The following is a 24,721-nucleotide window of genomic DNA, read 5'->3' on the forward strand; positions in this document are numbered from 1 at the left end:
GCGCGATGTCTTGACGCTGCTCAGGGCCGTACCTAAAGTTCCGGCCCGTAAGTATCGGAAATACTCCGAAAGTTTTCCTGTCCGTTTGCTTGAACGGCATTCGAAATATCGAACATCGACGATCCGTGCTCGACGATCCATGCAGGAGCCGCAATGCGATCAGTGGGACGTTTCAGACCCAAGTCGGTTTCTTTGAGCAGCACTTCGCCCGCCGACGGATCTCCGTCGCACTCCCGGCGGGTGACCCGCACCAGCAGGCGCTGGCGCGCGGTACTGGCCGCCATGGCGCTGACCTGCGCCGGCCTGGCCGCCGGAGCCACATCCACGGCCGCCGCCGATCTGCCGGCCAACAGCGCCGCCGCGGCCGCGAACCATATTCCGTCCACGTTCCAGTGGTCCTCCAGTGGACCGCTGATCAGCCCCAAGTCCGACGCCACCCACGACATCGCCGGCGTCAAGGACCCGACGGTGATCCGCTACAACGGAAAGTGGCTGGTCTACGCGACCACGGCGCTCCGCCAGGGCGGCTGGAACCTGATGTACACCAGCTTCGACGACTGGTCCGAGGCCGCCGACGCGCCGCAGTACTACCTGGACCAGTCGGCGATCGGTACGGGCTACCGCGCCGCGCCGCAGGTGTTTTACTTCGCCCCGCAGAAGAAGTGGTACCTGGTCTACCAGACCGGTGTGCCCTCGTTCTCCACCACTGACGACCCGACCAAGCCCGAGTCCTGGTCCGCGCCGCAGAACTTCCAGGACTCGATGCCCGACATCATCAAGCAGAACATCGGCAACGGGTACTGGGTCGACATGTGGGTCACCTGCGACACCGCCAAGTGCTACCTGTTCTCCTCTGACGACAACGGCCACCTGTACCGGTCGGAGACCACGGTGGCGGACTTCCCGAACGGTTTCGGAAACACCCAGATCGCCCTGCAGGACTCGAAGTACAGCCTGTTCGAGGCCAGCAACGTCTACAAGATCAAGGGCACCGACGACTACCTGCTGCTGGTGGAGGCGATCGGGACCGACGGCCGCCGCTACTTCCGCTCCTGGACGTCCAAGAGCCTCGACGGCGAGTGGACGCCGCTCGCCGCGACCGAGGACAACCCGTTCGCGCGCTCGACCAACGTCACCTTCCCGGACGGGGCCTGGACCAAGGACATCAGCCACGGCGAGATGATCCGCTCCGGCGTCGACGAGAAGATGGAGATCGACCCCGGTCGGCTCCGGTACCTCTACCAGGGCATGGACCCGTCCGCGAGCGGCGACTACAACCAACTGCCCTGGAATCTGGGGCTGTTGACGGAGACGACCGCGTACGGGAAGGACTGAGCGGCTCGTCATGGTCGGCGCCCACAACCGCGGCGCGCCGACCGCCTGCCCACAGCCTGGCACTGATTTCGGAAGCCCTCCGAAACATTCCGCACTTCTGATGGCGTCAGTTCACCAAAACCTTCGACGAACAGGCCCCGGTCTCTCCGACGGCCCGCCGCCGGACCCATGGGAGGAAGATCGCCTTGAAGTTCCGTTTCGCCGCGCCGGTCGCGCTCGTCGTGGCCCTCACGCTCGCCGCCGCCGGCTGCTCCAGCGGCTCCGGCGCCTCCGCAGGTGACGACAAGTCCTTCGACTTCTGGTCGTTCACCGGCATCAACCAGAAGGCAGCTGTCAAGGAATACCGCAAGGACCACCCCGACGTCCGGGTGAAGCTGACGGAGGTGGGCGGCTCGACGGAGACCGCCCAGGCGCTGACCACGGCGCTGGCCGGAGGCAAGGTGCCGGACCTCGTCCTCATCCAGGGCGACGACCTGCCGAAGTTCGTCCAGCAGCCGCAGAACTTCCACGACCTGCGGGAGTTCGGTGCCGACAAGCTCAAGGGCGACTACCTGGACTGGGTGATGAGCCAGAGCACCACCAAGGACGGCCAGATCATCGGTGTGCCGACCGACGTCGGCGGGATGGCTATCGCCTACCGCAAGGACCTGTTCAAAGCCGCCGGCCTGCCCACCGACCGCGAGGCCGTCAGCAAGCTCTGGCCCACCTGGGACGCGTTCATCGAGACCGGCAAGAAGTACACCAAGGCCACGGGAAAGCCGTTCGTCGACAACGCCCCGACGAGCGTCTTCTACCAGGCGGTCAACCAGGTTTCCGAGAAGTACTACGACAACGACGACCACAGCCCCATCTACGCCAAGAACCCGCAGGTCAAGGAGGCGTTCGACACGACGCTGAAGGCCATCGAGGCGGGCATCACGGCCAAGCAGAGCTCCTTCTCCAACGGTTGGAGCGCAGGCATGGCACGGGGTAAGTACGCCGTCGTGGCGGCACCCTCCTGGATGCTCAACTCGATACGTACTAACGCACCGGGCACGAAGGGCAAGTGGGACATCGCGACGATCCCCGGCGGCAGCGGCAACTGGGGCGGCAGCTATCTGGCGATCCCGCGGAACGCCAAGAACCCCAAGGCCGCCTGGAACTACATCAAGGCGACCCAGTCCCCGAAGGGGCAGCTCCAGCACTTCCTCGACTCGGGCGCCCTGCCGACCACTCCCTCCGTCTACGACGACGCGCGCCTGAAGTCGATGAAGGACGGGTTCTTCTCCGGAGCTCCGACGGGCCAGATCTACACCAAGTCGCTGCTCGACCTTAAGCCCTTCTACGTCGGGCCGGACAGCGCGATCATCGGGCAGGAGTTCCTGAACGCCCTCACCGATGTCGAGCAGGGCAAGGGTGATCCCGCGAAGGCTTGGGACACCGCGGTGAAGAACATCAAGACCGCCATCGGGCAGTAACGCACACACACTCCCTGCGAGAGCGCGGCCGGACCTCCTGGGTGCCCCCGGGATCCAGGAGGTCCGGCGAGGAAGCGACGACCTGTGACGACAACCCTCATCCCGCAGCGGGCGGGACTCCCTCCGGCCGCGTCGCTGACGCGCGTACGCCGAAGCCTCGGCGAGCGGATAGCCCCGTACGCCTACATCGCTCCGTTCTTTCTGATCTTCGCGGTGTTCAGCCTCATCCCCTTGCTGTTCACCCTCTACGTGGCGCTGTTCGACTGGAATCCCATCGGCGCCCACACCTTCATCGGCTTCGACAACTTCACCCGGCTCTTCGACGACCCGCGCTTCTGGAACGCCACCCGCAACACGATCAGCATCTGGCTGCTGTCCACCGTCCCCCAGCTCATCGCGGCGCTCTTCCTCGCCCATCTGCTCAACCACGCGCGCCTGCGCTTCGCCCTCCTCTTCCGGATGTCGATGCTGGTCCCGTACATCACCTCGGTGGCCGCGACCGCGATCGTCTTCGCGCAGCTGTACGACCGGGACTACGGGCTGCTGAACTGGCTGCTCGGCCTCGGCGGCGTGGGGCCGATCGACTTCACCCAGTCGACGTGGGGCAGCCGGGTGCTGATCGCCGCGATGGTCACCTGGCGCTGGTTCGGCTACACCACCCTGCTGTATCTGGCGTCACTGCAGGCGATACCGCGTGAGATCTACGAGTCGGCCTCGGTGGACGGTGCCGGCGGCTGGAAGCAGTTCCGCCACATCACCGTCCCCTCGCTGCGGCCGGTGATCGTGTTCACGGTGGTCACCTCCACGATCGGCGGACTGCAGATCTTCACCGAGCCGCTGCTCCTCAGCCCGGTCAACGCCCAGACCTGCGGGGCGGCCCGGCAATGCCAGACGCTCACCCTCTTCCTCTATGAACAGGGCTTCGGCCAGTACCAGTTCGGCTACGCGGCGGCCATCGGAGTGGCCCTGCTCGTACTGGTCCTCGTCGTCGCAGGCTTCAACTACCTTCTGTCCACCCGCATCCGCCCGGAGCGATGATGACCGAGCCGATCGACGTGAGCCTTCCGTCCCCGAAGCCGACTCGCCAGACGCGGCCGACGTGGGCTGCACGGCAGCCGCGGCGCCGCCGTCCCGCCGAACCGGTGCGCTGGTGGACCTACACCTTCCTCATCCTGGCGGTGCTCGTCTGCGTCTTCCCGCTGTACTGGATGTTCGTGGTCGCCACCACGGACTCGGCGGCGGCCACGCAGATGCCGCCCCGGCTCGTCCCCGGTGACAACTTCTTCCATCTCGCCGGACTCGTCTTCAGCACCGTGCCGTTCCTGCAGTCCGTCCTGAACAGCCTGCTCGTCGCCGGTGCGATCGGCGCCGGGCAGGCCGTGCTCTGCTCGCTGGCGGGCTTCGCCTTCGCCAAGATGGAGTTCCCGGGCCGCAACACGCTGTTCCTGATCGTCGTGCTCACCATGACCGTGCCGACGCAGCTCGCGATCGTCCCTCAGTACCTGATCATCTCGGAGCTCGGCTGGGTCGACACCCTCCAGGCCCTGATCGTGCCCGGCCTGGCCAGCGCCTTCGGGATCTTCTGGATGAGGCAGCACATCGCCTCAACGCTCAGTGACGAGATCATCCAGGCGGCCCGTATCGACGGGGCGAACAGCTGGCGGATCTTCTGGCACATTGCCTTCCCCATCGTCCGCCCCGCGGCCTTCGTCCTCGGACTCTTCGGATACATCACCGCCTGGAACGACTTCTTCTGGCCCTTCGTCGTGCTCAAGTCCCCCGAGCACTACACCGCGCAGATCGCCATCAAGGCCCTGCAGAACAACCGCGACCTCGACCTCGGTCTCGCCATGTCCGGCTCCTTCCTCGCCACCATCCCGCTGATCGTGCTGTTCGCCTTCGTCGGCCGCCGCCTGGTGTCCGGAATCATGGACGGCGCCTTCAAGGGCTGACCAGGCCCTGGGCGCCGTCCCCGGCCGGTCATGATCACGACTGCCGTACGCTACCGACTGCCGGAGTCAGACCCTCGCCCGTCGACCGGCCCCGGCCGTCAACCAGTACCCGACATCGCGAAAGGACCCCTGCGTATGCCGACGTACAACAACCCGGTGATCGGCGGTTTCCACCCCGACCCCAGCGTCTGCCGGGTGGGCGAGGACTACTACCTCGTGTGCTCCAGCTTCGAGTACTTCCCGGGCGTACCGATCTTCCACAGCCGCGACCTGGTGCACTGGCGGCAGATCGGCAACGTCCTGGACCGGCCGGAACAACTGGACCTGCCGGACGACGCGCGGGCCTCCGGCGGCATCTACGCCCCGACGATCCGCCACCACGACGGCCGCTTCTACATGATCACCACCAACGTCAGCGGCAAGGGCAACTTCCTCGTCACGAGCGAGCGGCCCGAGGGGCCCTGGTCGGACCCCGTCTGGATCGACCTCCCGGGCATCGACCCCGATCTCGCGTGGGACGACGACGGCTCGTGCTGGTGTGCCTTCTCCGGGGTCCAGGTGGCCCGCATCGACCCGGCGACAGGCAAGGTGCTGGAAGGCCCCTTGAAGGTCTGGTCCGGGACGGGCATGCAGCACCCCGAAGCTCCCCACCTGTACCGCATCGGCGACTGGTGGTACCTCATGCTCGCCGAGGGCGGCACCGCCCGCGGCCACAGCGTCTCCATCGCCCGCGCCCGCTCGCCGCGCGGCCCCTACGAGCCGGCCCCGGACAACCCCATCGTCTCCCACCGCAGCACCGACCAGCCGATCCAGAGCACCGGCCACGCCGACCTGGTCTCCGCGCCTGACGGCACCTGGTGGATGGTGCTGCTCGCCACGCGACCCCGCGGGTACTTCCCCGGCTTCCACGGCCTGGGCCGGGAGACGTTCCTGACCCCGGTCCGGTGGGAGGACGGCTGGCCGCAGGCCGGACCGGTACTGGAGGAGCACCAGGCCCCGGCCTCCTGGCAGCCGACCGCCCCCGAGCCGACGCGGGACGACTTCGACAGCCCGGCGCTGGCACCCGGCTGGATCTCCCCGCGCAGCCGTCTCGACGGCTCCTGGTCGCTGAGAGAGCGGCCGGGCTGGCTGACCCTGAACGCGACAGGGCCCAGCCTCGACCGCGGGGGCCACACGTTCGTCGGCCGCCGGCAGCAGCATCCCGACTGCCGGGTCTCGGCCCACCTGGATCCCGGAACGGGCCGTGCCGGTCTCTCCGTACGCATGGACGAGGCGCACCACTACGACATCGAGGTCGGCGGGGGAGAGGCGAGCGTGATCGCCCGGATCGGCCCGCTGCGTCAGACCGTCGCCCGGCGCCCGGTGGAGCCGGGACCGGTGACCCTGGTCATCGACGTACGCACGGCCGACCTGCTGCCCCCGACCGTCACCTCCGCCGAGCAGGCACCAGGCCAGACCGGCCTCTGGCCCAACGGACCCGACACCATCTCCTTCTCGCTCGGCGGGCCCGAAGCCGAGCCCTTGGCCGAACTCGACGGGCGCTACGTGTCGACCGAGGTCGGTACCGGCTTCACCGGCCGCGTGATCGGCATGTACGTCACCGAGGGCAGCGCGGCCTTCGACTGGTTCGACTACGAACAGACGAACGCCTCCGACGCGCACGGGTGACGTCAGCCGAGGCCCCGCGGGTCAGCGTGCGCGCGGAATGCCGTACGTACGCTCGACATGCAGCCGCAGGACGAGGCGGCCGTCGCGCACCATGGCCGCGCGGTAGTCGTCCCAGTCGGGATGCTCACCGCGGACGGCGCGGTAGAGCCGGACGAGTTCCTCGACCGTCTCGTCATGGGGATCCCGGGCCACCGGGGTGAGCTCGGCCGTCCCCTCGACGACGGTGTAGGCCCACCGGTCGTCGCTGGTCACGTGGTACGAGGCCCGCGGGTCCCGGCGTAGGTTGCGGGTCTTCGCGCGGTCGTCCGTGAGGGAGATCCGGATGATCCGTTCGCCGGGGTCGTAGGTGTGGTTGACGTTCGACAGCTGCGGCCGTCCGTCGCGTTTGAGGGTGACGAGCACCCCACCGTCGTACTCGGAGACCAAGCTGAGCAGCGCGTCCTGAGTCATGCACTGCTCAACGCGAGCAGAACGGCTGCGAATTCCGCCGCGCGTGCAGACGATTTCCAGCGGTTTACGAGACGATGAAATCCGCGGTCCGAGAGCGGCGGCGCGGTCCTGCACGAGCACGGCGGCACCGGTCTTGCACGAGCATGGCAGCGCGGTGGTGCACCTTGATCAGTCGGAGGCGGACGATGGAACAGCTGCGGCAAGAGGTGGAGCCGGCCGAGGCGGGCCTGGACGCGGCGGCGCTGGGGCGGCTGGACCGGCACTGCGCCCGTCTCGTCGACGAGGGCCGCCTGCCGGGCTACCTGGTGATGCTGGCGCGCCACGGCAAGGTCGCGCATCTCACGACGTACGGCTGCCGCAACCGGGAGGCCGCCCTCCCTGTCGAGAAAGACACCCTGTGGCGGATGTACTCGATGACCAAGCCGGTCACATCCGTCGCCGCGCTGATACTCGTCGAAGAGGGACTGCTCGGACTCGACGACCCTCTCGCGCGCTATCTGCCCGCCTTCGCTGATCCCCAGGTATACGACGGCGGCGAGGGAACCGACGTCAAGACCCGCCCGGCCGAAGGTCCCATCCGCATCCGGCACCTGCTGACCCATACCGCGGGCCTGACCTTCGGCTTCTACTACTCCCATCCTGTGGACGCGATCTACCGGGCCGCGGGACTGGAGTCCTCCGTGCCGTCGGGAGGCTCTGATCTGGCGGAGACCTGTGATCTGTACGCGAGTCTGCCGCTGCAGTTCGAGCCTGGGACGCAGTGGAACTACTCCGTCGCCACCAATGTGCTGGGCCGAGTGATCGAGGTCGTGTCGGGCAAGCCGCTCGACGCATTCTTCGCCGAGCGGATCTTCGGGCCGCTCGGCATGCAGGACGCCGGATTCTGCGTGACGGGGGAGCAGGCCGAGCGGCTGGCCGAGCTTTACGGGGAGACCGCCGACGGAGGCATAACCCCCGTTCCCGGCCTGCCCCTGCACGGGCGGCCACGGCTTCTGTCGGGCAGCGGCGGCATGGTCGCCAGTGCCCTCGACTACCACCGCTTCATGGAGTTCCTCCGCCGACGCGGCGAACTGGACGGCACACGGCTGCTGTCTCAGGCGACCGTCGACGCCATGGTGTCCAACCAGCTGCCCGGCGGCGCCGACCTCCGCACCTTCGGCAGCTCCGTCCACGCGGAACCCGGCAACTCGGGGGTCGGCTTCGGCCTCGGCGTCTCCGTCGTCGTGGACCCCGACCGCACGCAGACACCCTCCCACCTGGGCACATACGGCTGGAGCGGAGTCGCGACCACGACGTTCTGGATCGACCCGCAGAAGGACCTGACCGTGCAGTTCCTGACACAGGTACGCCCGACGGGATCCCACGCCCTGTACACCGACCTCAAACGCCTCGCACACCAGGCGATCGTCGACTGAGGCGCTGACCGCTCACGAGGACGCAGCGCGTACGCGGGGTGGAGTGGGGCCGGCGCTCCAGCCGCCGTCGACGGCGATCTCGGCTCCCGTGAGGTACGAGGCGTCGTCGGAGGCGAGGAAGGCGACGAGCCCGGCGACGTCCTCGGGGAGTCCCACCCGGCGCAGGGCGACGGACTGGTGCAGGCCCGCCCCGCGCGGCGGGGCGACTCCTGCCACCATGGGCGTATCGATCAGGCCCGGATGCACGGAGTTGACCCGGATCCCGAACTCACCCAGTTCGAGCGCGGCCGTCTTCGTGAGTCCGCGCAGCCCCCACTTCGACGCGCCGTAGCCGCCGGTGCGGGCCAGACCCGTCAGCCCGGCCACCGACGAGACGTTGACGATGGCACCGCCGCCCGCGCGGCGCATGGGCTCCAGCACGGCACGGATGCCGAGGAACGGACCGACGAGGTTGACCCTGAGCACCGACTCGAAGGACTCCGCGGTCTCCTCGGCGAGCGCCCCGCTGCGGTACACACCCGCGTTGTTGACGAGGATGTCGAGGCCTCCGAACTCTGCGACGGCGGTGTCCACGGCGGCCGCCCACCGGGACTCGTCCGTCACGTCGAGCCGGATATAGCGGGCGGCGGGGCCGATGGAGCGGGCGACCTCGGTGCCCTGCTCGTCGAGGACGTCGCCGATCACGACATGGGCGCCGAGGGCGGCGAACAGCCGTGCCTCCGCCGCGCCCTGCCCCCGCGCCGCCCCGGTGACCAGGGCTGTCCTGCCCCTCAGTGAGATCATCGGGTCCCTCCCTGTGAAGCCGCGCCTGCATCCGCACGGTCAGCCCCGTCCTTCGAGAAGTGCGGGATGACGTGCCGTCCCCACTGCCGGATGGTCTCCATGCAGACCTCCTGCGGCACGGTGCCCATCTGCACCAGGCACATCACCTCGTCCACGCCGGCCGCGCGCAGCCGCTCGACGTACGCGATGGCGTCGGCCGCGGTGCCGTAGGCGTGCTCGGGGTTGTACACGGCGGTCGTACTGGGCCGCACCGGGATCCTTGCCTCGTTGAGGTGGGCGACGACCTGCTCCGCAGCGGACCGTATCCGCCGCGCCTCGCTCTCGCTGCCGGTGTCATCGGCCACGGTGTCATCGGACACGGCGTCACCGGCCACCGCGTCGTCGGGCACCCCTCCGCCTCCGTACCAGTGGGCGATGGCCTGTGCGAAGAAGCGCTGCCCGCGTATCCCGACGGCACGGGCGCGCTCGCCGTCGTCGAGGACGATCGTCGGGCACAGCGCCGAGAAGTGGTCGTTGACCTCCGTCGACACGAGATGTGTGCCGTCGCGTCCGGCCACGCACGAATCGTAGAAACGCTTCATCGACGCGACCTCGTCCGGCCCCGCGAAGCCCATCACCAGGGCACCGACGCCCAGTTCGGCGGCGCGCGCGAGGGTCTGCTGTTTGCTGCAGGCGAGGAACAGCGGAGGATGCGGGCGCTGCACGGGACGTGGCAGCACCGGGTGCGGATCGATGTCCAGCAGGTCGCCGTGCCACTCGAGCTCGTCCTGCTGCCAGGTGCGGCCGATGATCCGCAGCGCCTCCTCGACCTCCGCCTGCGTGCGCTCGGCGTCGACCCCGCACAGCGAGGTCTCCTGCCGTGTGGCGCCCCGGCCGGCCCCGAGGTCGAGCCGCCCGTCGGACAACAGGTCGAGCATGGCGGCGCGTTCGGCGACCCGCACCGGATGGTTGAAGCGGAACGGCATGCACACCACCCCGTGCCCGACCCGGATGCGGCTGGTGCGGGCCGCGACCCAGGTGAGGAAGACCTCCGGGGCGCTCATGTGCGCGTACCACTTGAGGGCATGGTGCTCCACGGCCCAGACCCGGTCGAAGCCCATCTCCTCGGCTAGCATGGCCTGTTCCACACAGTCGCGGATGACCTGGTGCTCGGAGTCGGGGTCCGGGTTCGCCAGTTGCGCCTCGAAGATCACCGAGAATTTCACTGCACCTCCATGGGGGTTGTTTGCGCGGATCTCGCGGAAGCTTGCAGACCTTGCGCTGGTGCGGTGCGGCTATTTCAATTAGTCATATGACTACTCGTCAGGTCAAGGGGCGGGGCGGCGATTCCGATCCGGCATCCGATCAGGGATCCGATCCGGGTGGCGTGGAGCTGGGTGGGCGGCGGCTGCCGGCCACGGCGTGGGCGGTGCTCGGGCTGCTGTCGTTCCCCGGCGAACGCACCGGCTATGAGCTGAAGAAGTGGGCGGACGCGTCCCTCGCCTTCTTCTACTGGTCGCCCGCGATCAGCCAGATATACGCCGAGCTGCGCCGCCTGGAGGCACTCGGGTACGCCTCCTCACGGGTTGCCGCCCAGGGCGACCTGCGCAACAAGCGGCTCTACGCGATAACCGACGCCGGACGGGAGGCCCTGGCCCGCTGGGCCGACACCGCGGACGCCGGACCCGCGGTGCTCAAACACCCGCTGGTGCTGCGCGTCTGGCTCGGCCATCTCGCGGATCCGGACGGCCTGCGGCGTCAGCTGCGGGCACACCTTGAACGTACCCGGGCGCAGCTGCGGGAGATCGAGCACGCCCAGGAGCTCTCGCACAAGGCCGGCCAGTGGCCGTACCCGGAGGTCGCCCTGCGCTGGAGTGAACGGCAGCACCGGGCGGAACTGGAGCTGGCCGAGGCGATGCTCGCGGACCTCGAGCGGCTGTGGGAGCCGGGGGAGGGGGCGGAGGGCGACCAGACGGCCCGCGGGACGTGACTTGACGCTTAACGCACGGAGTCCGTCGCCCCGCGCTGCTGCGGGATGGCGGCCGTCGTGAGTTCGGCCTGCTGGACGGTCACCGTGCGCTTGGGTGCCGGGACCGAGATGCCCTCGGCCCGGTAGCGCTGGTGCAGGCGCTTGATGAACTCGTGCTTGATCCGGTACTGGTCGCTGAACTCGCCGACGCCCAGGATGACCGTGAAGCCGATCCGGGAGTCGCCGAACGTGTGGAACCGCACGGCTGGCTCGTGGTCCGGTACGGCGCCGGTGATGTCGGTCATGACCTGCTCGACGACCTCGTTCGTGACCCGCTCGACGTGCTCGAGGTCGCTGTCGTAGCCGACGCCCACCTGGACCGTGATCGACAGCTGCTGCTCCGGCCGGCTGTAGTTTGTCATGTTGGTGCCGGCGAGCTGGGCGTTCGGGATGATCACCAGGTTGTTCGAGAGGTTGCGCACCACGGTGTTGCGCCAGTTGATGTCCTCGACGTAGCCCTCCTCGCCGCTGCTGAGCCGGATGTAGTCGCCGGGCTGCACCGTCTTGGCCGCGAGGATGTGTACGCCCGCGAAGAGATTGGCCAGGGTGTCCTGCAAGGCCAGGGCGACCGCCAGACCGCCCACGCCCAGTGCCGTGAGGAGAGGCGCGATGGAGATGCCAAGGGTCTGCAGCATGACGAGGAAGCCCATCGCCAGCACCACGACCCGCGTGATGTTGACGAAGATGGAGGCCGACCCGGCGACCCCCGACCTGGACTGCGCGAGGGACCGCACGAGACCCGTGACCATGCGGGCCGCGGTCAGCGTCGCGGCCAGGATGAGCAGCGCCGTCAGCGTCATATTGACGTTGTGTCCGACACGGGCCGTCAGCGGAAGCGCCGTCGCCGCGACCGCCGCGCCCGCGGCGATCGCAGCCCAGGGGACCAGCGTCCGCAGGGCGTCCACGATGAGGTCGTCCCCGCTCCACCGCGTTCTGCGGGCTCGTTCCCCGAGCCAGCGCAGGGTCGCGCGCAACAGCAGGCCTGCCGCGATGCCGGCGGCCACCGCGATCCCGGCGGCGATCAGGTCGTGGAGTGTGAGGGCGCGGTTCATTGTTCTCTCTCGTTGCGGGGTGTGCGATCACGTCGGAACGAATTCGAAGATGCGTCCGATGTGATCGCCCATCCTGCCGTACGAGGGAGAGCGTGCGGTGGGTGGGCCCACCTGGGCCGGTACGGGGCTGAGGCTCCTGACAAGGCCTCAAAGTGTCGCGGGGCGGCCGGAGGTGCCGCGGCCCGTCTCACTTCAGGACGCCCACGGCCGACCCCGAGCTCTACTCGCCGCCACTCTCCTCGGCCGCACGCTTGCACTCCTCGGCCACCTTCTTGTCCACGGCCGCCCGCACAAGGGCCGCCGCGAACGCGGCGGGCTCCGCGTCCCTGGCCAGCCGCGCAAGCATCGCCGGAGCGTCCGGCAGGCCCAGGCGCTTGGCTCCCTCTCTCGCCTTTTCGTCCAGGTAGGGAGCCGCTTCGGCCCAGACGGCCTGTACCTCGCGGAGGAAGATGTCCGCCCCGGCCGGGCCGAGCCCCGGCACCTCCTGCAGCAGGCTGCGCAACCTGTCCAGGTCGCCGCCCGCCTCGTCACGCATCCGGCGCAGATCGCCGCCCCATCTGTCGAGCACCAGCTGCGCGCCGTCCCCGAGCTGCGTCGCCGTACGCTCGTCGTACCGCCGGTAGCCACCGCGGCCGAGGGCGTCGACACGCTCCTGCCAGTCGGAGTCGGCCATGTGGCGCGGATCGCGCAGCCCGGCTTCCCTCAGTTCCCTCGTCGATGCGACGGCGGCGCTGCTGCGGATCCGCGCACTGAGCAGACAGGCCAGAACGAGTGTCTGGTAGAGCGGCTGAGGAGTGTTCTTGAGCCGGATGCCCGCGTCCTCGGCGTAGGTGTGACCGTAGGACGTGAGCAGCTCCTTGATCACCTCTTGTTGGGCGGGCATGGCAACGGCCTCCTCGTCTCACCCCGGGTGTCACCCTGGCGTGCTCGCCTCACCACGGCCGCGGCGGGTCATGCCCCAGGGTCATCAGCCGGTGGCGCCGGCTCTCGTCGTCGCGCTCGGGTGTCCATGTCGCTCTGCATGTCGCTCTGTATGTCGCTCTGCGCCGCGACCGTGTCCACGACCTCGTACATGACCTGGATGTCGGCGTCCGTCAGGTCCGTACGTCGCTTCTGCAGGATCGCGAGAACGTGCTGCCCGAGTGGGTCGCCCGCCTGGTCCGGCAGCGGTTCGGTGTCCTCGTCCGCCTCGCTGACCCTGAGCCAGGTGCTCAGCTCCTGCGAGGTCATGTTCACCACGCTGCGGAACTCATCCCACAGCGCGTCGAGTTCGAGTGCATCGGTCATCCGGGCTCCTGGGGTGGGCGCGTGTGACTGGTGGTGGTCGGCGGGGGGTGGGTCCGCTCGGTCCTCGGGACTCCTCGGGACTCTCCGGGACTCGGTCTACGACCCGGGACTCGGTCTACGACCGCAGCGGCGAGGCCTCGGCCTGGAACATCCAGTGCTGCTTCTCGAGCGTGGCCGTGATGCCGATCAGGAGGTCCTGCGTGACGAGGTCTGCCTGCTCGGTCGCCGCGATGTGCTCCCGAAGCCGCCCGATCGCCGAGCCGAGCGCGTCGACGAGCAGCTGAACGACCTCCGTGTCCTGCAGCCATCCCTCCTTCGCGGCGGGGAGGCCACTCGCCGAGGCGACGGTCTTGGGACGGCCGTCGGGCGCGACGCCCAGCGCGGCCGCGCGCTCCGCCACCGCATCCGCGTACGACCGGGCCGCGTCGACCACCTCGTCCAGCTGCAGGTGGATGCTGCGGAAACGCGGGCCGACGATGTTCCAGTGGGCCTGCTTCGCGACGAGGGACAGCCCGAGCAGATCCACCAGTGTGTCCTGCAGCGCCTCCCCAGTGATCTTGAGTGCCGTGTCGGGAAGCGTGCTCTTCACAACGGCCATTCTCTCCATCTCCTTCGGGCGCGCCGGGGCGTACACGGTTCACGGCGATCACGCGTCTCGTGCGCCACTGCGCGGATCACGTGGCGTGCCGGGGCGCGCTGTCGGGCGTACGACTCAGACGGTCGGGTGCCCGGAGGGCGCGGGTGAAAACAGCGACATGGGCGGCGGGCCCGTTTGGGCCAGTCGGCCGGTGGCACCCGGCGTTCAAGGGAGGAACCCATGACCGTTCGCAAGACGACTGTGCTCGTTCTCGACTGCGCGGAGCCGGAGCGGCTCGCGGAGTTCTATGCCGTTCTCCTCGGCGGTACGGCGAGGCCGGCGAGGAACCCGGACTATGTGGAGGTGGCCGGACAGGACGGAGTGTTCCTCGCCGCGCACCGCGACCACGGGTACGCGCCACCGACCTGGCCGCGCCCCGAGGACTCGCAGCAGGCGCATCTGCGCATCCTGGTCGAGCACGGCGACATGGACGAGGCCGAGCGCGAGGCGATCGGCCTCGGCGCCCGGCCGGTCGAGACCAGGGACAACGGCGGCCCCTGGGACGAACGCACCTACGCCGATCCCGCCGGGCACTCGTTCTCGCTGGCGGTACGCAGGTCAGGGGTGCGGTGAGGTAGGACGCGTGCGGTGAGGTAGCGACCGATGAGAGGGTCATTTCCGGGAAAACCGGGCATTTTCTAGGGTGGCGGCGACTGCCGAGGCCGTACCCCGTTTCCCGGCAGTCACTCGGACACGCACCTTGAGGGCGTCCTCGAAAGGAGCGGACTCGTGAGCAGTACTTCTGGGAACGGGAAGAGGATCGTGGTCACCGGAGCCACCGGAAACCTCGGCACCAGTCTGCTGCAGAGCCTCGCCGAGGACGAGACGATCGGCTCCGTGCTGGGGCTCGCGCGCCGCGTGCCCGACTGGACGCCCCCCAAGACCGAGTGGGCCTCCGCGGACGTGGCGAAGGAGGATACCGACCTCGGCCGGCACTTCCGCGGAGCGGATGCTGTCGTCCATCTGGCCTGGCAGTTCCAGCCCACGCGCGACCCGTCGTCGACATGGCGCACGAACGTACTGGGCAGCGTGCGCGTGTTCCAGGCCGTCGCGGCTGCCGGCGTCCCGGTGCTGGTCCACGCCTCGTCGGTCGGCGCCTACTCGCCCAAGGCGAAGGACGGCGCCGTGGACGAGTCCTGGCCCACGCACGGCTGGCCCGAGGCGGCGTACTGCCGTGAAAAGGCCTATCTGGAGCGGACACTCGACGCCTTCGAGCCGGCGAACCCCGCGATCCGCGTGGTCCGCCTGCGGCCCGCCTTCATGTTCAAACAGGAGTCTGCGAGCGAGCAGCGCCGACTGTTCGCGGGCCGGTTCATGCCCGGGCAGCTGGCCCGGCCCGAGCTGCTCCCGGTCCTGCCCGACGTGCCGGGGCTGCGGTTCCAGGCCCTGCACACCGAGGACGCGGCACGCGCCTTCCGACTGGCCCTGAGCCGCACGGTCCAAGGCGCCTTCAACCTGGCCGCGGAACCGCCGCTCGACGCCATGGTGCTCGGCGAGCTGTTCCATGCCCGGGTGGTACGGCTGCCCACCCGCGCGGCACGGTCCGCGCTGGCCGCGGCCTGGGGCCTGCACCTGGTCCCGGCGTCACCGCAACTGTTCGACGCCATGATCAGGCTGCCGCTGATGGACTGCTCACGGGCGCGGGACGAACTCGGCTGGCGGCCCGAGCGCACCGCGATCGAGGCCATCGAGGAGCTGCTGCGCGGGATGCGCAGGGGTGCCGGGATGCCGACGCCTCCGCTCGCGGGCAGCAAGGCCGCCGCGTGACGTGGGACCTCCGGCGCGGCACCGCGGAACGCAATACGCGACACGGTAGAACGCAGTAGCACGGCAGAGGGCGCCGCAGGGAGCCTCGTAGGGAGCGACAGAACTCATGGCGAAGATCCTTTTCGTGGTCACCGGTTCGGACCACTGGACGCTGGCCGACGGCACGCGCCACCCGACCGGATTCTGGGCCGAGGAGGCCGTCGTCCCGTACGAGGCCTTCAAGAACGCGGGCCACGAGATCGCGGTCGCCACGCCCGGCGGCATCGTGCCGACCGTCGACCAGGCGAGCCTCGCTCCCGAGTTCAACGGCGGTGAGGAGGGCGCCGAGCGCATCGCGAAAGGCCTGGAGTCCTTCACCGAACTACAGGGTCCGGTGAGCATCGAGGACGTCGACCTGGACGAGTACGACGCCGTCTACATCCCCGGAGGCCATGGCCCCATGGAGGACCTGGCCGTCGACGCGGACTCGGGCGCGCTGCTGACGCGGGCACTGCAGTCGGGCAAGCCGCTCGCCGTCGTGTGCCACGGCCCGTCCGCGCTGCTGGCGGCCGGGAATCCCGACGGCTCCTCGCCCTTCGCGGGCTACCGGCTCACCGCCTTCAGCAACGCGGAGGAGGGTCAGGCGGGCCTGGCGGACAGGGCGAAGTGGCTGCTGCAGGACCGCCTCGTGGAGATCGGCGCAGACTTCCAGGAGGGCGAGCCCTGGGCCCCGTTCGTGGTCGTGGACCGCAATCTGTTCACCGGCCAGAACCCGGCGTCGTCCGCCCCGGTGGCGGCGGAGGTGCTCAAGGCGCTGGGCTGAGTGTCGAGCGGTGCTGAGCCCCTCGCCGGGGAGAGCGCCGGTCCGGCGGGCGGCACGCCATGATGTTTATCTCCGGGCGTAGTGGGCGTCACGTCGGGCGCCCCTTACGCGCCAGGACGGCCAGGCATAGCATCGGTCTCCGCATGGACACGATCACGCTCTGGCACCTCACCCCGTGGGAGTTCGCCGCGCTTGCGGCTGCGACCGCGCTCGTCGGCTTCTCCAAGACCGCGGTGAGCGGCGCCAACACCGTCAGCCTCGCCATCTTCGCCGCCATACTGCCCGCCCGCGGTTCGACCGGCGTGCTCCTGCCGCTCCTCATCGTCGGCGACGTGCTGGCCGTACTCACGTACCGGCGGCACGCCCACTGGCCGACCCTGTGGCGCTTGTTCCCGGCCGTCATCGCAGGTGTAGTGGCCGGCACGCTGTTCCTGATGTGGGCGGGCGACGGAGCGGTGCGTACGTCGATCGGCGCGATCCTGCTGCTGATGGCCGCCGTCACGGTGTGGCGGCGGCGCAGCGCCACCGAGGCCGCCCCGGACGAAGTCACGACACGGGCCGGCCGCGTCAAGGCCCGCTCATACGGCATCCTCGGCGGATTCACCACGATGGTCGCCAACGCAGGCGGCCCGGTCATGTCGATGTATCTCCTTTCCGCGGGCTTCCGGAAGCTGAGCTTCCTGGGCACGTCGGCGTGGTTCTTCCTGATCGTCAACACCTCGAAGGTGCCCTTCAGCGTCGGCCTCGGCCTCATCGACGGCCACTCGCTGCTGCTGGACGCCGCCCTCGCGCTGTTCGTCATCCCCGGCGCCTACCTCGGCAGGCTCACCGTCCACCGCATCAACCAGCGTGTCTTCGAGCAGCTCGTGATCGCGGCGACCGTGGTGGGCGGAGTGCAGCTGCTGCTGCGATGAGCGCGCGCGGGGCGCGTCGGGCGTACTGCCGGAGAGGTGGGTGAGCGCAACGCGTGGGCACGACGCGTGTGCGTTCTCTGCGGCGTCGGGCCTGCGTGCCGACTGAGCCCGCGTGCCGCCCCACCCAGCGTGCCGCCCCACGTCGCCGTCCCCGTACGCTCGACGGCATGTCTGCGCACGTCCTGGTCCTCGGCGGTACGACCGAGGCCCGCGAGCTCGCGGCCGAGTTGGCGGCCCGCCCCGGGGTACGGGTCACCACATCGCTGGCCGGGCGGGTGACCCGGCCGGGCGCGCTCCCGGGCGATGTGCGCATCGGAGGCTTCGGCGGCCCCGACGGCCTGGCGACGTGGCTGCGCGGGCACGGCGTGGACGCCGTCGTCGACGCCACGCATCCGTTCGCCACCACCATCAGCGCGCATGCGGCGAGCGCAGCGGCGGCCACCGGCGTACCGGCCGTTCTCCTACGCCGTCCGGGCTGGGAGGCAGGCCCAGGCGACCGCTGGCACACGGCCGCGACGCTCGCCGAAGCGGCGGCGCTCCTGCCAGGCCTCGGCCGGCGCGTCTTCCTGACGACCGGCCGCCTGGGCCTCGCTGCCTTCGCGCACCTGGACGACCTCGATTTCCTCGTACGGTCGGTGGAGGCACCCGAGCCGCCCCTGCCACGCCGCACCCGGATCGTGCTCGCCCGCGGCCCGTTCACGACGGACGGCGAGGCCGCGCTGATGCGCGATCACCGCATCGACGTCCTGGTCACCAAGGACAGCGGTGGCGCAGCCACAGCCCCCAAGCTGGCGGCCGCCCGCGCACTCGGCGTCCCGGTCGCCATCGTCCGGCGGCCTCCCGCGCCGCGCGGGGTGGTCGTGGTCCCGGATGTCGCTACGGCGCTTTCCAGGCTCGGGCTGGCCGACTGACGCTCAGCTCCGCAGCCGGCCGGTCACCAGCGAGGCCAGGGCACCGGTCGTCGTCCTGCCCCAGGCATCCTGATGCCCAGAGCTCCTGTCGCCGCGTCGCCGCGTCGCCGCGTCGCCGCGTCACCGCTGATCCCGGGGCCGCCTGCGAAGCAGATACGTGTCCATGATCCATCCCTTGCGCTCCCGGGCCTCCGCCCGCACGCTCGTGATCCTCGACGCTGCCTCGCCGAGCGGCCCCGATATGAGGATCTCGTCGGGCGTGCCGATGTAGGCGCCCCAGTAGATGTCGATGTCGTCGTCCGCATATCTCTGGAACGCCTGGTGGGCGTCCAGCATCACCACCACGTCGTCGACACCGTCGGGGAAACCCTCCGCCAGCCTGCGGCCCGTGGTGATCTGCACCGGCCCGGCGACCCGGTTGAGCCCCGTCCGGTGCCTGGCGGCCAGCGCCGAGACACTGCTGATGCCCGGCACGACGTCGTACGTGAAGCTCACCGAGCCGCGCTCCAGGATCTCCTCCAGGATGCCCAGGGTGCTGTCGTAGAGCGCCGGGTCACCCCACACCAGGAAAGCACCGCTCTCGTCCTCGCCCAGCTCGCGGGCGATCAGATCCTCGTAGATGTCGGCACGACGGCTGCGCCAGTCCCCGACGGCGGGGGAGTAGGCCGCACCGCCGGCGGCCCGGTCGCGGTCCGGATCGCGCGCCTCGACAAGGCGGTACGCCCCATCCGGTATGTGCGCGTCGAGAATGTCACGGCGAAGCTGGACGAGGTCCGACTTCTCCTCGCCCTTGTCCAGAATGAAGAACACGTCGGTGCTCTTCAGCGCCTTGACCGCCTGCAGGGTCAACTGGTCGGGATCGCCCGCCCCGATGCCGATGACATGAATCTTTCGCACACCCCGAGTCTGCCCCACGCCACTGACAGCCGACGCACCGCCCGGCCGGTCAGGGGCAATGTGGCCCCGGGGACCCGGCGCACGAGCCGGCTGGAGGCGGGTCAGGCTCACCTCCACGCAGCCGTGGCGCCCATGTCTCCGCGTCGACGGCGGACTCCTCCCGCTCCACGACGACCGCCAACTCCAACGCCCACAGACCAAGTTCCCGTACAGCGATCCCGTACGGCCGATCCTGCCCCGAGGCCGACCGCCACTCCTCGATGCCTGCGGCGCCGCGCCGCAGCAGCCGGGCCCCGCCCGTCGCGTTACCGCGTGCCGCATGCGTGAGCCCCACGGCGAGCTGCGCCAGCCCTCGCCACAGCGCGCGTTCCTCTGCCGGACCCGACTTCCAGGCGTCCTCGAACACCTCATGGGCGTGGAACGGCTTGCCGGCGTCCAACAACGACTGCGCCTCCGCGACCGTCTCTCCGGGGTCGCGCTGCACCCCTTCTGGTTGGCGGGCGACCCCCTCCGCCCCGTAGGGCAAGGGTCGTCCGAGACCGTCCCGCGGCCTCGAACTACGCGCGCGGCCCTCCGCGTCACGGTCCCGTCCGCCACCCGCTCCGACCCGAGGTGCTGTGCTCATACGGAAATTGTCGCGCGCCCCATCGCCACCGTCCTGCCCCGGCCCGCCACCGACCCCCCACGCCACCCTCCGCCAGTCCGCCTCCCCATGGCTCGCGGTCTCAGGCCGCCCGCCGAACACCCCCGCCGCCCGCAGATCGCCGTCTTCCGAGCACCGGCTTCGGAGCACCCTCTGACGTGAGGTAATGTTCTTTCTGCGCGATCACGCGGAACACCCGCGGGAAGCGCACCGGGACGTGGCGCAGCTTGGTAGCGCACTTGACTGGGGGTCAAGGGGTCGCAGGTTCAAATCCTGTCGTCCCGACAGAGATGTCGGAAGTTTTCGCAGGTTAGGGGCACTCTTTGGAGTGCCCCTAACGCGCGTTTGGGAGCAAGCTGGGAGCCCTCGTCGCTCCCAATTGCTCCCATCGCTCCCAGTCCCCGTCGGCGGCGTCAATTGATGTTGACCGCCGATCGCCCGATCGGGTCGAGATGGTCATGCTCCCAGTGCGGCGGGCCTGCTGCTTCCAGCTTTTACTGGTCAAGGGGTCGGTTTGCTCCCGGTTCTTCGAAGGGGGTCGTGTGAAGCGTCGACCCCTTGTCCGATTTCGGTGTCCCCTTGACTGCGAGGGCTCCCCGTCTGGGTGTGCGGCACATCAAGATGTTGAACGCGGTCCGCGGACGCTGTGCAGGTCGGAGGGGGTGCGGGCGGGGCGCCCGGCGTCGTGTGAGTCCCCTTGTCGGCCGGAGAGTGGCGGTACGCGGCGGCTGCGAGCTGTATAGAGCGGTTGTCAACGGTGTGTGGGTGGCGTCGGCGCCCTCGTGGGTGGCCTATCCGGGGGCGTCGAGCGTGACTGGGAACGTTCCGTCGCCTCGGTTCGCGGCTGGCGGCCGCGGCGGCATGGTTGCGGACGAGGCGATATGTCCTCGACGCTCACACGGCCGACGGTCGGCGCCTCTGCCTTCAGACCGGTATGAACACGCTGGCGGCGCGTCTGGCTGGCCCGGTGGTCGGGGCCCGGGCCGATACGCTCGACGGCCCGGGAGGATGCAGTAGCGGGTGCGAAATCGCTGCACGCAGCTTCCGTGAGAACCGGTTCACCGGGAAGTTGACCGGGCGTAGCTCGCGCATCGTCATGCTCGGCTGTGCCGCGGCGCGTCAGTGGCGCGGCCAGGCTTCCGAGTTGGGCCAGCCCGCGAAGCCGTGGGGTGAGGCGACGCGGCCGGCTGGCTGTTGCGGGCCGAGAGGGCCACTGCTGCCTATCTCAAATGGGCATGTCAGCGGTGAATCTTTGCGCACGGCGTGCCATCAGTCTTGTTGAACTCGATGCACAGCCAGGTGCCGTGGCGGAACGTCCGGCCTCTCAGGTTCCTGTCCACGTGGGAGAACTTCGTCATGCCTGCAGGGATCGGGGTCGCGTCTTTCCACTTGGTGACGTCGTTCCGAACGCCGTTGTAAACCGTGTACAGGCGGGCGCGAACGCCGGTGCCGTGGCCGTCCATCGATCGTGTCCCCTGCCGTGGTGTAGGGGATCAAGGCGGGGAACCTGAGTCGGCGTGCCCTGCATGTGCTTCCGCCACTCCGGTTCGTGCCCCCTGAACAGCAGTCCCGCCGACCCCGTGCCCGCAGCAGAGGGAACTCATGGTGACTGTCCGTTCTCGCCGAAGGTGGAGCGACTCTCACTGAATCTCGTTCGGTCGGGCTTTCATCGTCGGCAGCCCAGGCGGGATCAGCTCGGAGAGTCGGGCGACGGCTCGTCGACAGATACGTGTACGGCACTCCAGGATGTGGATGCCCTGGTCATAAAGCGGGGAGGCACTGAGAGGGCGGTAAGTGACTCGATGCCCTTTTCGGGGTTGCGTTGGGTGAGGCGAGCTGGTCGTGGAAGCATGGCGTGCCGATGGCTGGCCACAGGTGAACAAGCCGGGCTCGGTTTCGGTGCAGACGCCTCCGACGCTCTTCGGCAGTAGCCCAAGCAACAAGGGCTCTGCATAGGCCGCGGGTTGGCGGGGATGGGTTTCCTGTCTGCGGCGACTGCCAGGTACTTGGGGTAGAGGGGTGTCCGGGCGGGGCCGGTTCGGATGTGTCCGGGGAGTCGTCGCCGTCGAGATCCTCGGTGGTGGTGGTCGCGAGGGTGATGCGGACGTGGTCGTGCTCTTGTGTAGAAGATCGTAAATTTGTGCTGTCCCTATGGAACGATCACCGGCATGGAGATCCTTCGGTACGTGTTCCTTGTCTTCCACCTCTTCGGGTTCGCCGCGATCATGGGTGGCCTCTTCTATCAGCTGAGAGGGAAGGACCCGGTGACCGGCAGTTACATGCCGATCAGCGCGGTCGTTCAGCTGGTCACCGGTGCGGGACTCATATGGACCCGGACGTCCCTGGACCTGCCGGTGGACAACGCGAAGATGGGGGTGAAGCTGGCCCTGGACGTCCTGGTGGCGATAACAGCGCTCGTGGGCATGCGCAACAAGCAGCAGTGGGCGTTCTATGCCGTGGGGACGTTCACGGCGGCCGCAGTCATCGTGGCCGTTGCATGGAAGTAGTTCCCCAGTGGGCCCTGGCGCGTGTTCGGACGCCATGTCACACACCGTACTTTGAGAGGGCGGTAGACGTGGTGTCCTCGTCGTAGCCCGCGACCGCGCGCATACCGCGGGCCGCCGGCGTGCCGAGGGTGGCGGCCACGTCGGCCGGCGCGGTCGATGATGTTGCGCAGCATGCCGCAGAGGAACCCCTCCAGCGGGCCGCAGCTGGGCAAGGCAGCACTGGTGCGCGGCGAACGGCCTGCGCGTGCCCGAACTCGGTGAACAGGCAGCCAAGGATGGGCCGTCGTCGAATCCGGTGGGCCTGGAGGTCGGTGACGGTGGCGGGGCGGGCGGTTCGTCGCTGTCTGGGGGGAGTTGTTGCCGAGCCTGGTGAGGGCGGTGCCGGTTGTAGTGCTGGATGTACTCGGCCAGGACCGCTCGGGCGCGGGCCTCGTTGTAGATCAGGATCCTGTCGAGGATCTCGCGGCGTAGAGTGCCCACGGCTCGCTCGCAGATCGCGTTCGCCTTCGGCGCCCGCGGTGGGCTGAGCAGGATCTCCACGTCGTTGGCGCCTGGAAGACGGCGTCGAAGGCGTCGGTGTATTTGCTGTCCCGGTCCCGGGTGAGGAAGCGCAGCGAGTCCATGCGGAGTCCCAAAGTCATGGCGACGTTCCTGGCTTGTTGCGTGGCCCACTGGGCGGTGGGGTGGGCGGTGACGTCGGCGAAATGGAGGCGTCTCGTGCCGTGCTCGATGAGGACCAGGGCGTAGAGGCGCCTGAGCGGCACGGTGTCGAGGTGCCGGAAGTCGGCGGCGAGGATGCCGCGGGCCTGGGCGGTGAGGAACTGGCGCCAGGTGGGGCCGGAGCGCTGCGGGGGTGGGGTCGATGCCGGCGGCGTGCAGAATCTGCCAGACCGTGGACGTGGCGTTCGAGTGGCCGAGGCGCGCGAGTTCGCCATGTATGCGGCGCGAAGGATGAGCTGCTTGACGGTGGACGCGGTGGACGGCCTGCCGGGGCGGCGACGCTGGGAGAACGTCCATTTCCGGGCAACGAGTTGGCGTGGAAAGAACGGCGAGCCAGATTCGGTCGGCGGCTCGTACCGGACCCGGGCGGTCTGACGGTGCAGCACCGCGTTCTCGTGCACGGCGATGACGCCTTCGTAGTCCCGTACGGGCAGGGGCGCGCTCAGGAGTCGGTGGCGGCAGGAGCAGCCGGTCTGTTCGATGAGTCGCTCGACTACGGTGCCGCCGTCGCCCGGCGCCAGGATGCGGGTGTCGGCGCGATCCGGGTCGGGGTGGTGGCCGTGATCAACGGCTGCCAGGTGTGGAGAGCGTAGAAGTCGCTGATGTGGTCCCACACCTGGGCCGGGGTTGCGGAGGCGGTCACCTGCAGGTGGACCTTGGTCATGGTCAGGCTCACTGCCGGGCGTGCTCGTCGCCCTCGCGGTAGAGCACCAGGTGCTCGTGGAAGAGAACGCCGTCGCGGACGTCGCCGGTGGCGGTGAAGCCGGTGTCGTCGACGTAGTCGATGTGGTTGCCGGGACGGATCCTGGGTTAGCGAGGGCGAGGCGGAGCGTCGCTGGCTACACCTGCTCAACGGCGATGGCCTTGGCGTCAAAGACCGGGTCGACCCGCGGGATCCGGGCACGGCCGCGGGTCCGGAGTGGGAGGTGGCCCTGCGCCGGTCGGTCGCGAGTAACCCGCTCGGGGACTGGCGGGTCCACCTGCGGCTCGGCGAGCTCGCCTTCGCGGCGGGGGACCTGGATGGGGCCCGCTCCGACTGGGAGTGGGCGATGGCGCTGCGGCCGACGGCCTGGGCGGTGCGCAACCTCGGGCTCCTGGACGCGGCCCTGGGTCGGCTTGACCAGGCCGCCGTCCGCTACCTCAAGGCGTGCCGGATGCTTCCGGGCGACCTCAACCTCGCCACCGAGGCCGTCGGCTGCCTCATCGCCGCGGGGAGGGCGGACGACGCTGGCCGGGTGCTCGACGCGCTCGCCGCACGCGGCGTGACCGGCTGCGCCGCCTACTGGCTACTGCGGGCCGAGTGGGAAGCCGCCGCCGGCGGATGGCAGGGGTATGCGGACGCGCTGGCCCACGCCACCGGGTGCGCTGACGCCGAGGCGTACCGGACCTGGGCCGACGGCCTGTGGGAACGGTACGGAACCATGGAGAAAGAGTGCGAGCAAAGCTGAAGTGCGCGGTGTGGTGGCATCGGCGCGGACCAAGCCAAGCCCGGCGACGACACCTCCGGCGACGGAGA

The 24,721-nt window shown here is 69.3% G+C and carries 24 protein-coding genes, 1 tRNA gene and 4 pseudogenes; 15 read left to right on the plus strand and 14 right to left on the minus strand.

Annotation, left to right across the window (positions count from 1 at the left end):
• Positions 1-32 precede the first annotated feature (32 nt).
• A complete protein-coding gene (locus ACWD4J_RS24000) occupies positions 33-284 on the minus strand; it encodes a hypothetical protein (RefSeq protein ID WP_451397477.1) in 252 nt (83 codons plus the stop codon).
• Here ACWD4J_RS24000 and ACWD4J_RS24005 point away from each other — a divergent pair.
• The 5 genes and pseudogenes from ACWD4J_RS24005 to ACWD4J_RS24025 all read left to right on the plus strand — a co-directional run.
• Positions 280-1,335 (plus strand): annotated as a pseudogene (locus ACWD4J_RS24005) (non-reducing end alpha-L-arabinofuranosidase family hydrolase); the annotation flags it as partial. The gene ACWD4J_RS24000 and the pseudogene ACWD4J_RS24005 sit on opposite strands and share 5 nt — an antisense overlap.
• A gap of 185 nt (positions 1,336-1,520) precedes the next feature.
• Positions 1,521-2,792, plus strand: a complete 1,272-nt coding sequence (locus tag ACWD4J_RS24010) for an ABC transporter substrate-binding protein (protein WP_451397478.1) — start codon at positions 1,521-1,523, stop codon at positions 2,790-2,792.
• Positions 2,793-2,876: 84 nt separating this feature from the next.
• Positions 2,877-3,830: a carbohydrate ABC transporter permease gene (locus ACWD4J_RS24015; protein WP_451397479.1), complete on the plus strand. Its 954-nt coding sequence runs from the start codon at positions 2,877-2,879 to the stop codon at positions 3,828-3,830.
• Positions 3,830-4,744, plus strand: a complete 915-nt coding sequence (locus ACWD4J_RS24020; RefSeq protein ID WP_451397480.1) for a carbohydrate ABC transporter permease — start codon at positions 3,830-3,832, stop codon at positions 4,742-4,744. The genes ACWD4J_RS24015 and ACWD4J_RS24020 overlap by 1 nt, the downstream gene beginning before the upstream one ends.
• Before the next feature lie 135 nt (positions 4,745-4,879).
• Positions 4,880-6,412: a glycoside hydrolase family 43 protein gene (locus tag ACWD4J_RS24025; RefSeq protein WP_451397481.1), complete on the plus strand. Its 1,533-nt coding sequence runs from the start codon at positions 4,880-4,882 to the stop codon at positions 6,410-6,412.
• Positions 6,413-6,433: 21 nt separating this feature from the next.
• On the opposite strand, the gene ACWD4J_RS24030 is transcribed toward ACWD4J_RS24025, so the two are convergent.
• Positions 6,434-6,862, minus strand: a complete 429-nt coding sequence (locus ACWD4J_RS24030) for a PPOX class F420-dependent oxidoreductase (protein WP_451397482.1) — start codon at positions 6,860-6,862, stop codon at positions 6,434-6,436.
• A gap of 185 nt (positions 6,863-7,047) precedes the next feature.
• Between ACWD4J_RS24030 and ACWD4J_RS24035 the strand changes: the two genes are divergently transcribed.
• Positions 7,048-8,277 (plus strand): serine hydrolase domain-containing protein, encoded by a 1,230-nt coding sequence (locus ACWD4J_RS24035; RefSeq protein ID WP_451397483.1) that lies wholly within the window; start codon positions 7,048-7,050, stop codon positions 8,275-8,277.
• A 12-nt stretch (positions 8,278-8,289) separates the two neighbouring features.
• On the opposite strand, the gene ACWD4J_RS24040 is transcribed toward ACWD4J_RS24035, so the two are convergent.
• Both ACWD4J_RS24040 and ACWD4J_RS24045 read right to left on the minus strand, forming a co-directional pair.
• Entirely contained in the window at positions 8,290-9,060 is a 771-nt protein-coding gene (locus tag ACWD4J_RS24040; protein ID WP_451397484.1) for a glucose 1-dehydrogenase, read from the minus strand.
• A complete protein-coding gene (locus ACWD4J_RS24045; RefSeq protein ID WP_451397485.1) occupies positions 9,057-10,265 on the minus strand; it encodes an LLM class flavin-dependent oxidoreductase in 1,209 nt (402 codons plus the stop codon). The genes ACWD4J_RS24040 and ACWD4J_RS24045 overlap by 4 nt, the downstream gene beginning before the upstream one ends.
• 86 nt (positions 10,266-10,351) lie before the next feature.
• Here ACWD4J_RS24045 and ACWD4J_RS24050 point away from each other — a divergent pair, with 86 nt between their 5' ends.
• A complete protein-coding gene (locus tag ACWD4J_RS24050; RefSeq protein ID WP_451397486.1) occupies positions 10,352-11,029 on the plus strand; it encodes a PadR family transcriptional regulator in 678 nt (225 codons plus the stop codon).
• A gap of 8 nt (positions 11,030-11,037) precedes the next feature.
• Here ACWD4J_RS24050 and ACWD4J_RS24055 read toward each other — a convergent pair whose 3' ends face one another.
• The 4 genes and pseudogenes from ACWD4J_RS24055 to ACWD4J_RS24070 all read right to left on the minus strand — a co-directional run bounded on the left by ACWD4J_RS24055 (position 11,038) and on the right by ACWD4J_RS24070 (position 14,005).
• Complete coding sequence (locus ACWD4J_RS24055; RefSeq protein ID WP_451397487.1) at positions 11,038-12,120, minus strand: mechanosensitive ion channel family protein; 1,083 nt, start codon at positions 12,118-12,120, stop codon at positions 11,038-11,040.
• 220 nt (positions 12,121-12,340) lie between these two features.
• Entirely contained in the window at positions 12,341-13,003 is a 663-nt protein-coding gene (locus ACWD4J_RS24060; protein WP_451397488.1) for an endonuclease, read from the minus strand.
• 49 nt (positions 13,004-13,052) lie between these two features.
• A pseudogene (locus ACWD4J_RS24065) lies at positions 13,053-13,407 on the minus strand (DUF3140 domain-containing protein).
• A 115-nt stretch (positions 13,408-13,522) separates the two neighbouring features.
• Complete coding sequence (locus ACWD4J_RS24070; protein ID WP_451397489.1) at positions 13,523-14,005, minus strand: Dps family protein; 483 nt, start codon at positions 14,003-14,005, stop codon at positions 13,523-13,525.
• 219 nt (positions 14,006-14,224) lie between these two features.
• On the opposite strand from ACWD4J_RS24070, the gene ACWD4J_RS24075 reads away from it, so the two are divergent.
• The 5 genes from ACWD4J_RS24075 to ACWD4J_RS24095 all read left to right on the plus strand — a co-directional run bounded on the left by ACWD4J_RS24075 (position 14,225) and on the right by ACWD4J_RS24095 (position 18,438).
• Entirely contained in the window at positions 14,225-14,617 is a 393-nt protein-coding gene (locus ACWD4J_RS24075) for a VOC family protein (RefSeq protein WP_451397490.1), read from the plus strand.
• 156 nt (positions 14,618-14,773) lie between these two features.
• A complete protein-coding gene (locus ACWD4J_RS24080; protein WP_451397491.1) occupies positions 14,774-15,811 on the plus strand; it encodes an SDR family oxidoreductase in 1,038 nt (345 codons plus the stop codon).
• Positions 15,812-15,917: 106 nt separating this feature from the next.
• Positions 15,918-16,613, plus strand: a complete 696-nt coding sequence (locus ACWD4J_RS24085; RefSeq protein WP_451397492.1) for a type 1 glutamine amidotransferase domain-containing protein — start codon at positions 15,918-15,920, stop codon at positions 16,611-16,613.
• Positions 16,614-16,756: 143 nt separating this feature from the next.
• Complete coding sequence (locus ACWD4J_RS24090) at positions 16,757-17,527, plus strand: sulfite exporter TauE/SafE family protein (protein ID WP_451397493.1); 771 nt, start codon at positions 16,757-16,759, stop codon at positions 17,525-17,527.
• Between the two features lie 167 nt (positions 17,528-17,694).
• Positions 17,695-18,438, plus strand: a complete 744-nt coding sequence (locus tag ACWD4J_RS24095) for a cobalt-precorrin-6A reductase (protein ID WP_451397494.1) — start codon at positions 17,695-17,697, stop codon at positions 18,436-18,438.
• A gap of 120 nt (positions 18,439-18,558) precedes the next feature.
• Here ACWD4J_RS24095 and cobF read toward each other — a convergent pair whose 3' ends face one another.
• Together cobF and ACWD4J_RS24105 are read right to left on the minus strand one after the other, a co-directional pair.
• Positions 18,559-19,335: a precorrin-6A synthase (deacetylating) gene (cobF, locus tag ACWD4J_RS24100; protein WP_451397495.1), complete on the minus strand. Its 777-nt coding sequence runs from the start codon at positions 19,333-19,335 to the stop codon at positions 18,559-18,561.
• Positions 19,336-19,384: 49 nt separating this feature from the next.
• Positions 19,385-19,960, minus strand: coding sequence for a DUF309 domain-containing protein (locus tag ACWD4J_RS24105; RefSeq protein WP_451397496.1), 576 nt, complete (start codon positions 19,958-19,960; stop codon positions 19,385-19,387).
• A gap of 229 nt (positions 19,961-20,189) precedes the next feature.
• Here ACWD4J_RS24105 and ACWD4J_RS24110 point away from each other — a divergent pair.
• A tRNA-Pro gene (locus tag ACWD4J_RS24110) sits at positions 20,190-20,263 on the plus strand.
• Positions 20,264-21,216: 953 nt separating this feature from the next.
• On the opposite strand, the gene ACWD4J_RS24115 is transcribed toward ACWD4J_RS24110, so the two are convergent.
• Complete coding sequence (locus ACWD4J_RS24115; protein WP_451397497.1) at positions 21,217-21,441, minus strand: hypothetical protein; 225 nt, start codon at positions 21,439-21,441, stop codon at positions 21,217-21,219.
• Between the two features lie 705 nt (positions 21,442-22,146).
• Here ACWD4J_RS24115 and ACWD4J_RS24120 point away from each other — a divergent pair.
• The gene (locus ACWD4J_RS24120) at positions 22,147-22,485 is read left to right on the plus strand and encodes a hypothetical protein (protein ID WP_451397498.1); all 339 of its coding nucleotides are present in this window, start codon (positions 22,147-22,149) and stop codon (positions 22,483-22,485) included.
• Between the two features lie 405 nt (positions 22,486-22,890).
• Here ACWD4J_RS24120 and ACWD4J_RS24125 read toward each other — a convergent pair.
• The 3 genes and pseudogenes from ACWD4J_RS24125 to ACWD4J_RS24135 form a co-directional block, all read right to left on the minus strand.
• Positions 22,891-23,502: pseudogene (locus tag ACWD4J_RS24125) on the minus strand (hypothetical protein); the annotation flags it as partial.
• A 196-nt stretch (positions 23,503-23,698) separates the two neighbouring features.
• Positions 23,699-23,869 carry an SRPBCC family protein gene (locus ACWD4J_RS24130; protein WP_451397499.1) on the minus strand — a complete coding sequence of 57 codons (171 nt, stop codon included), beginning with the start codon at positions 23,867-23,869 and terminating at the stop codon, positions 23,699-23,701.
• A gap of 8 nt (positions 23,870-23,877) precedes the next feature.
• Positions 23,878-24,000: pseudogene (locus ACWD4J_RS24135) on the minus strand (Atu4866 domain-containing protein); the annotation flags it as partial.
• A gap of 131 nt (positions 24,001-24,131) precedes the next feature.
• Here ACWD4J_RS24135 and ACWD4J_RS24140 point away from each other — a divergent pair.
• Positions 24,132-24,653 carry a tetratricopeptide repeat protein gene (locus tag ACWD4J_RS24140; protein WP_451397500.1) on the plus strand — a complete coding sequence of 174 codons (522 nt, stop codon included), beginning with the start codon at positions 24,132-24,134 and terminating at the stop codon, positions 24,651-24,653.
• Positions 24,654-24,721 lie beyond the last annotated feature (68 nt).

The sequence above is a fragment of the Streptomyces sp. NPDC002577 genome, from assembly GCF_053594815.1.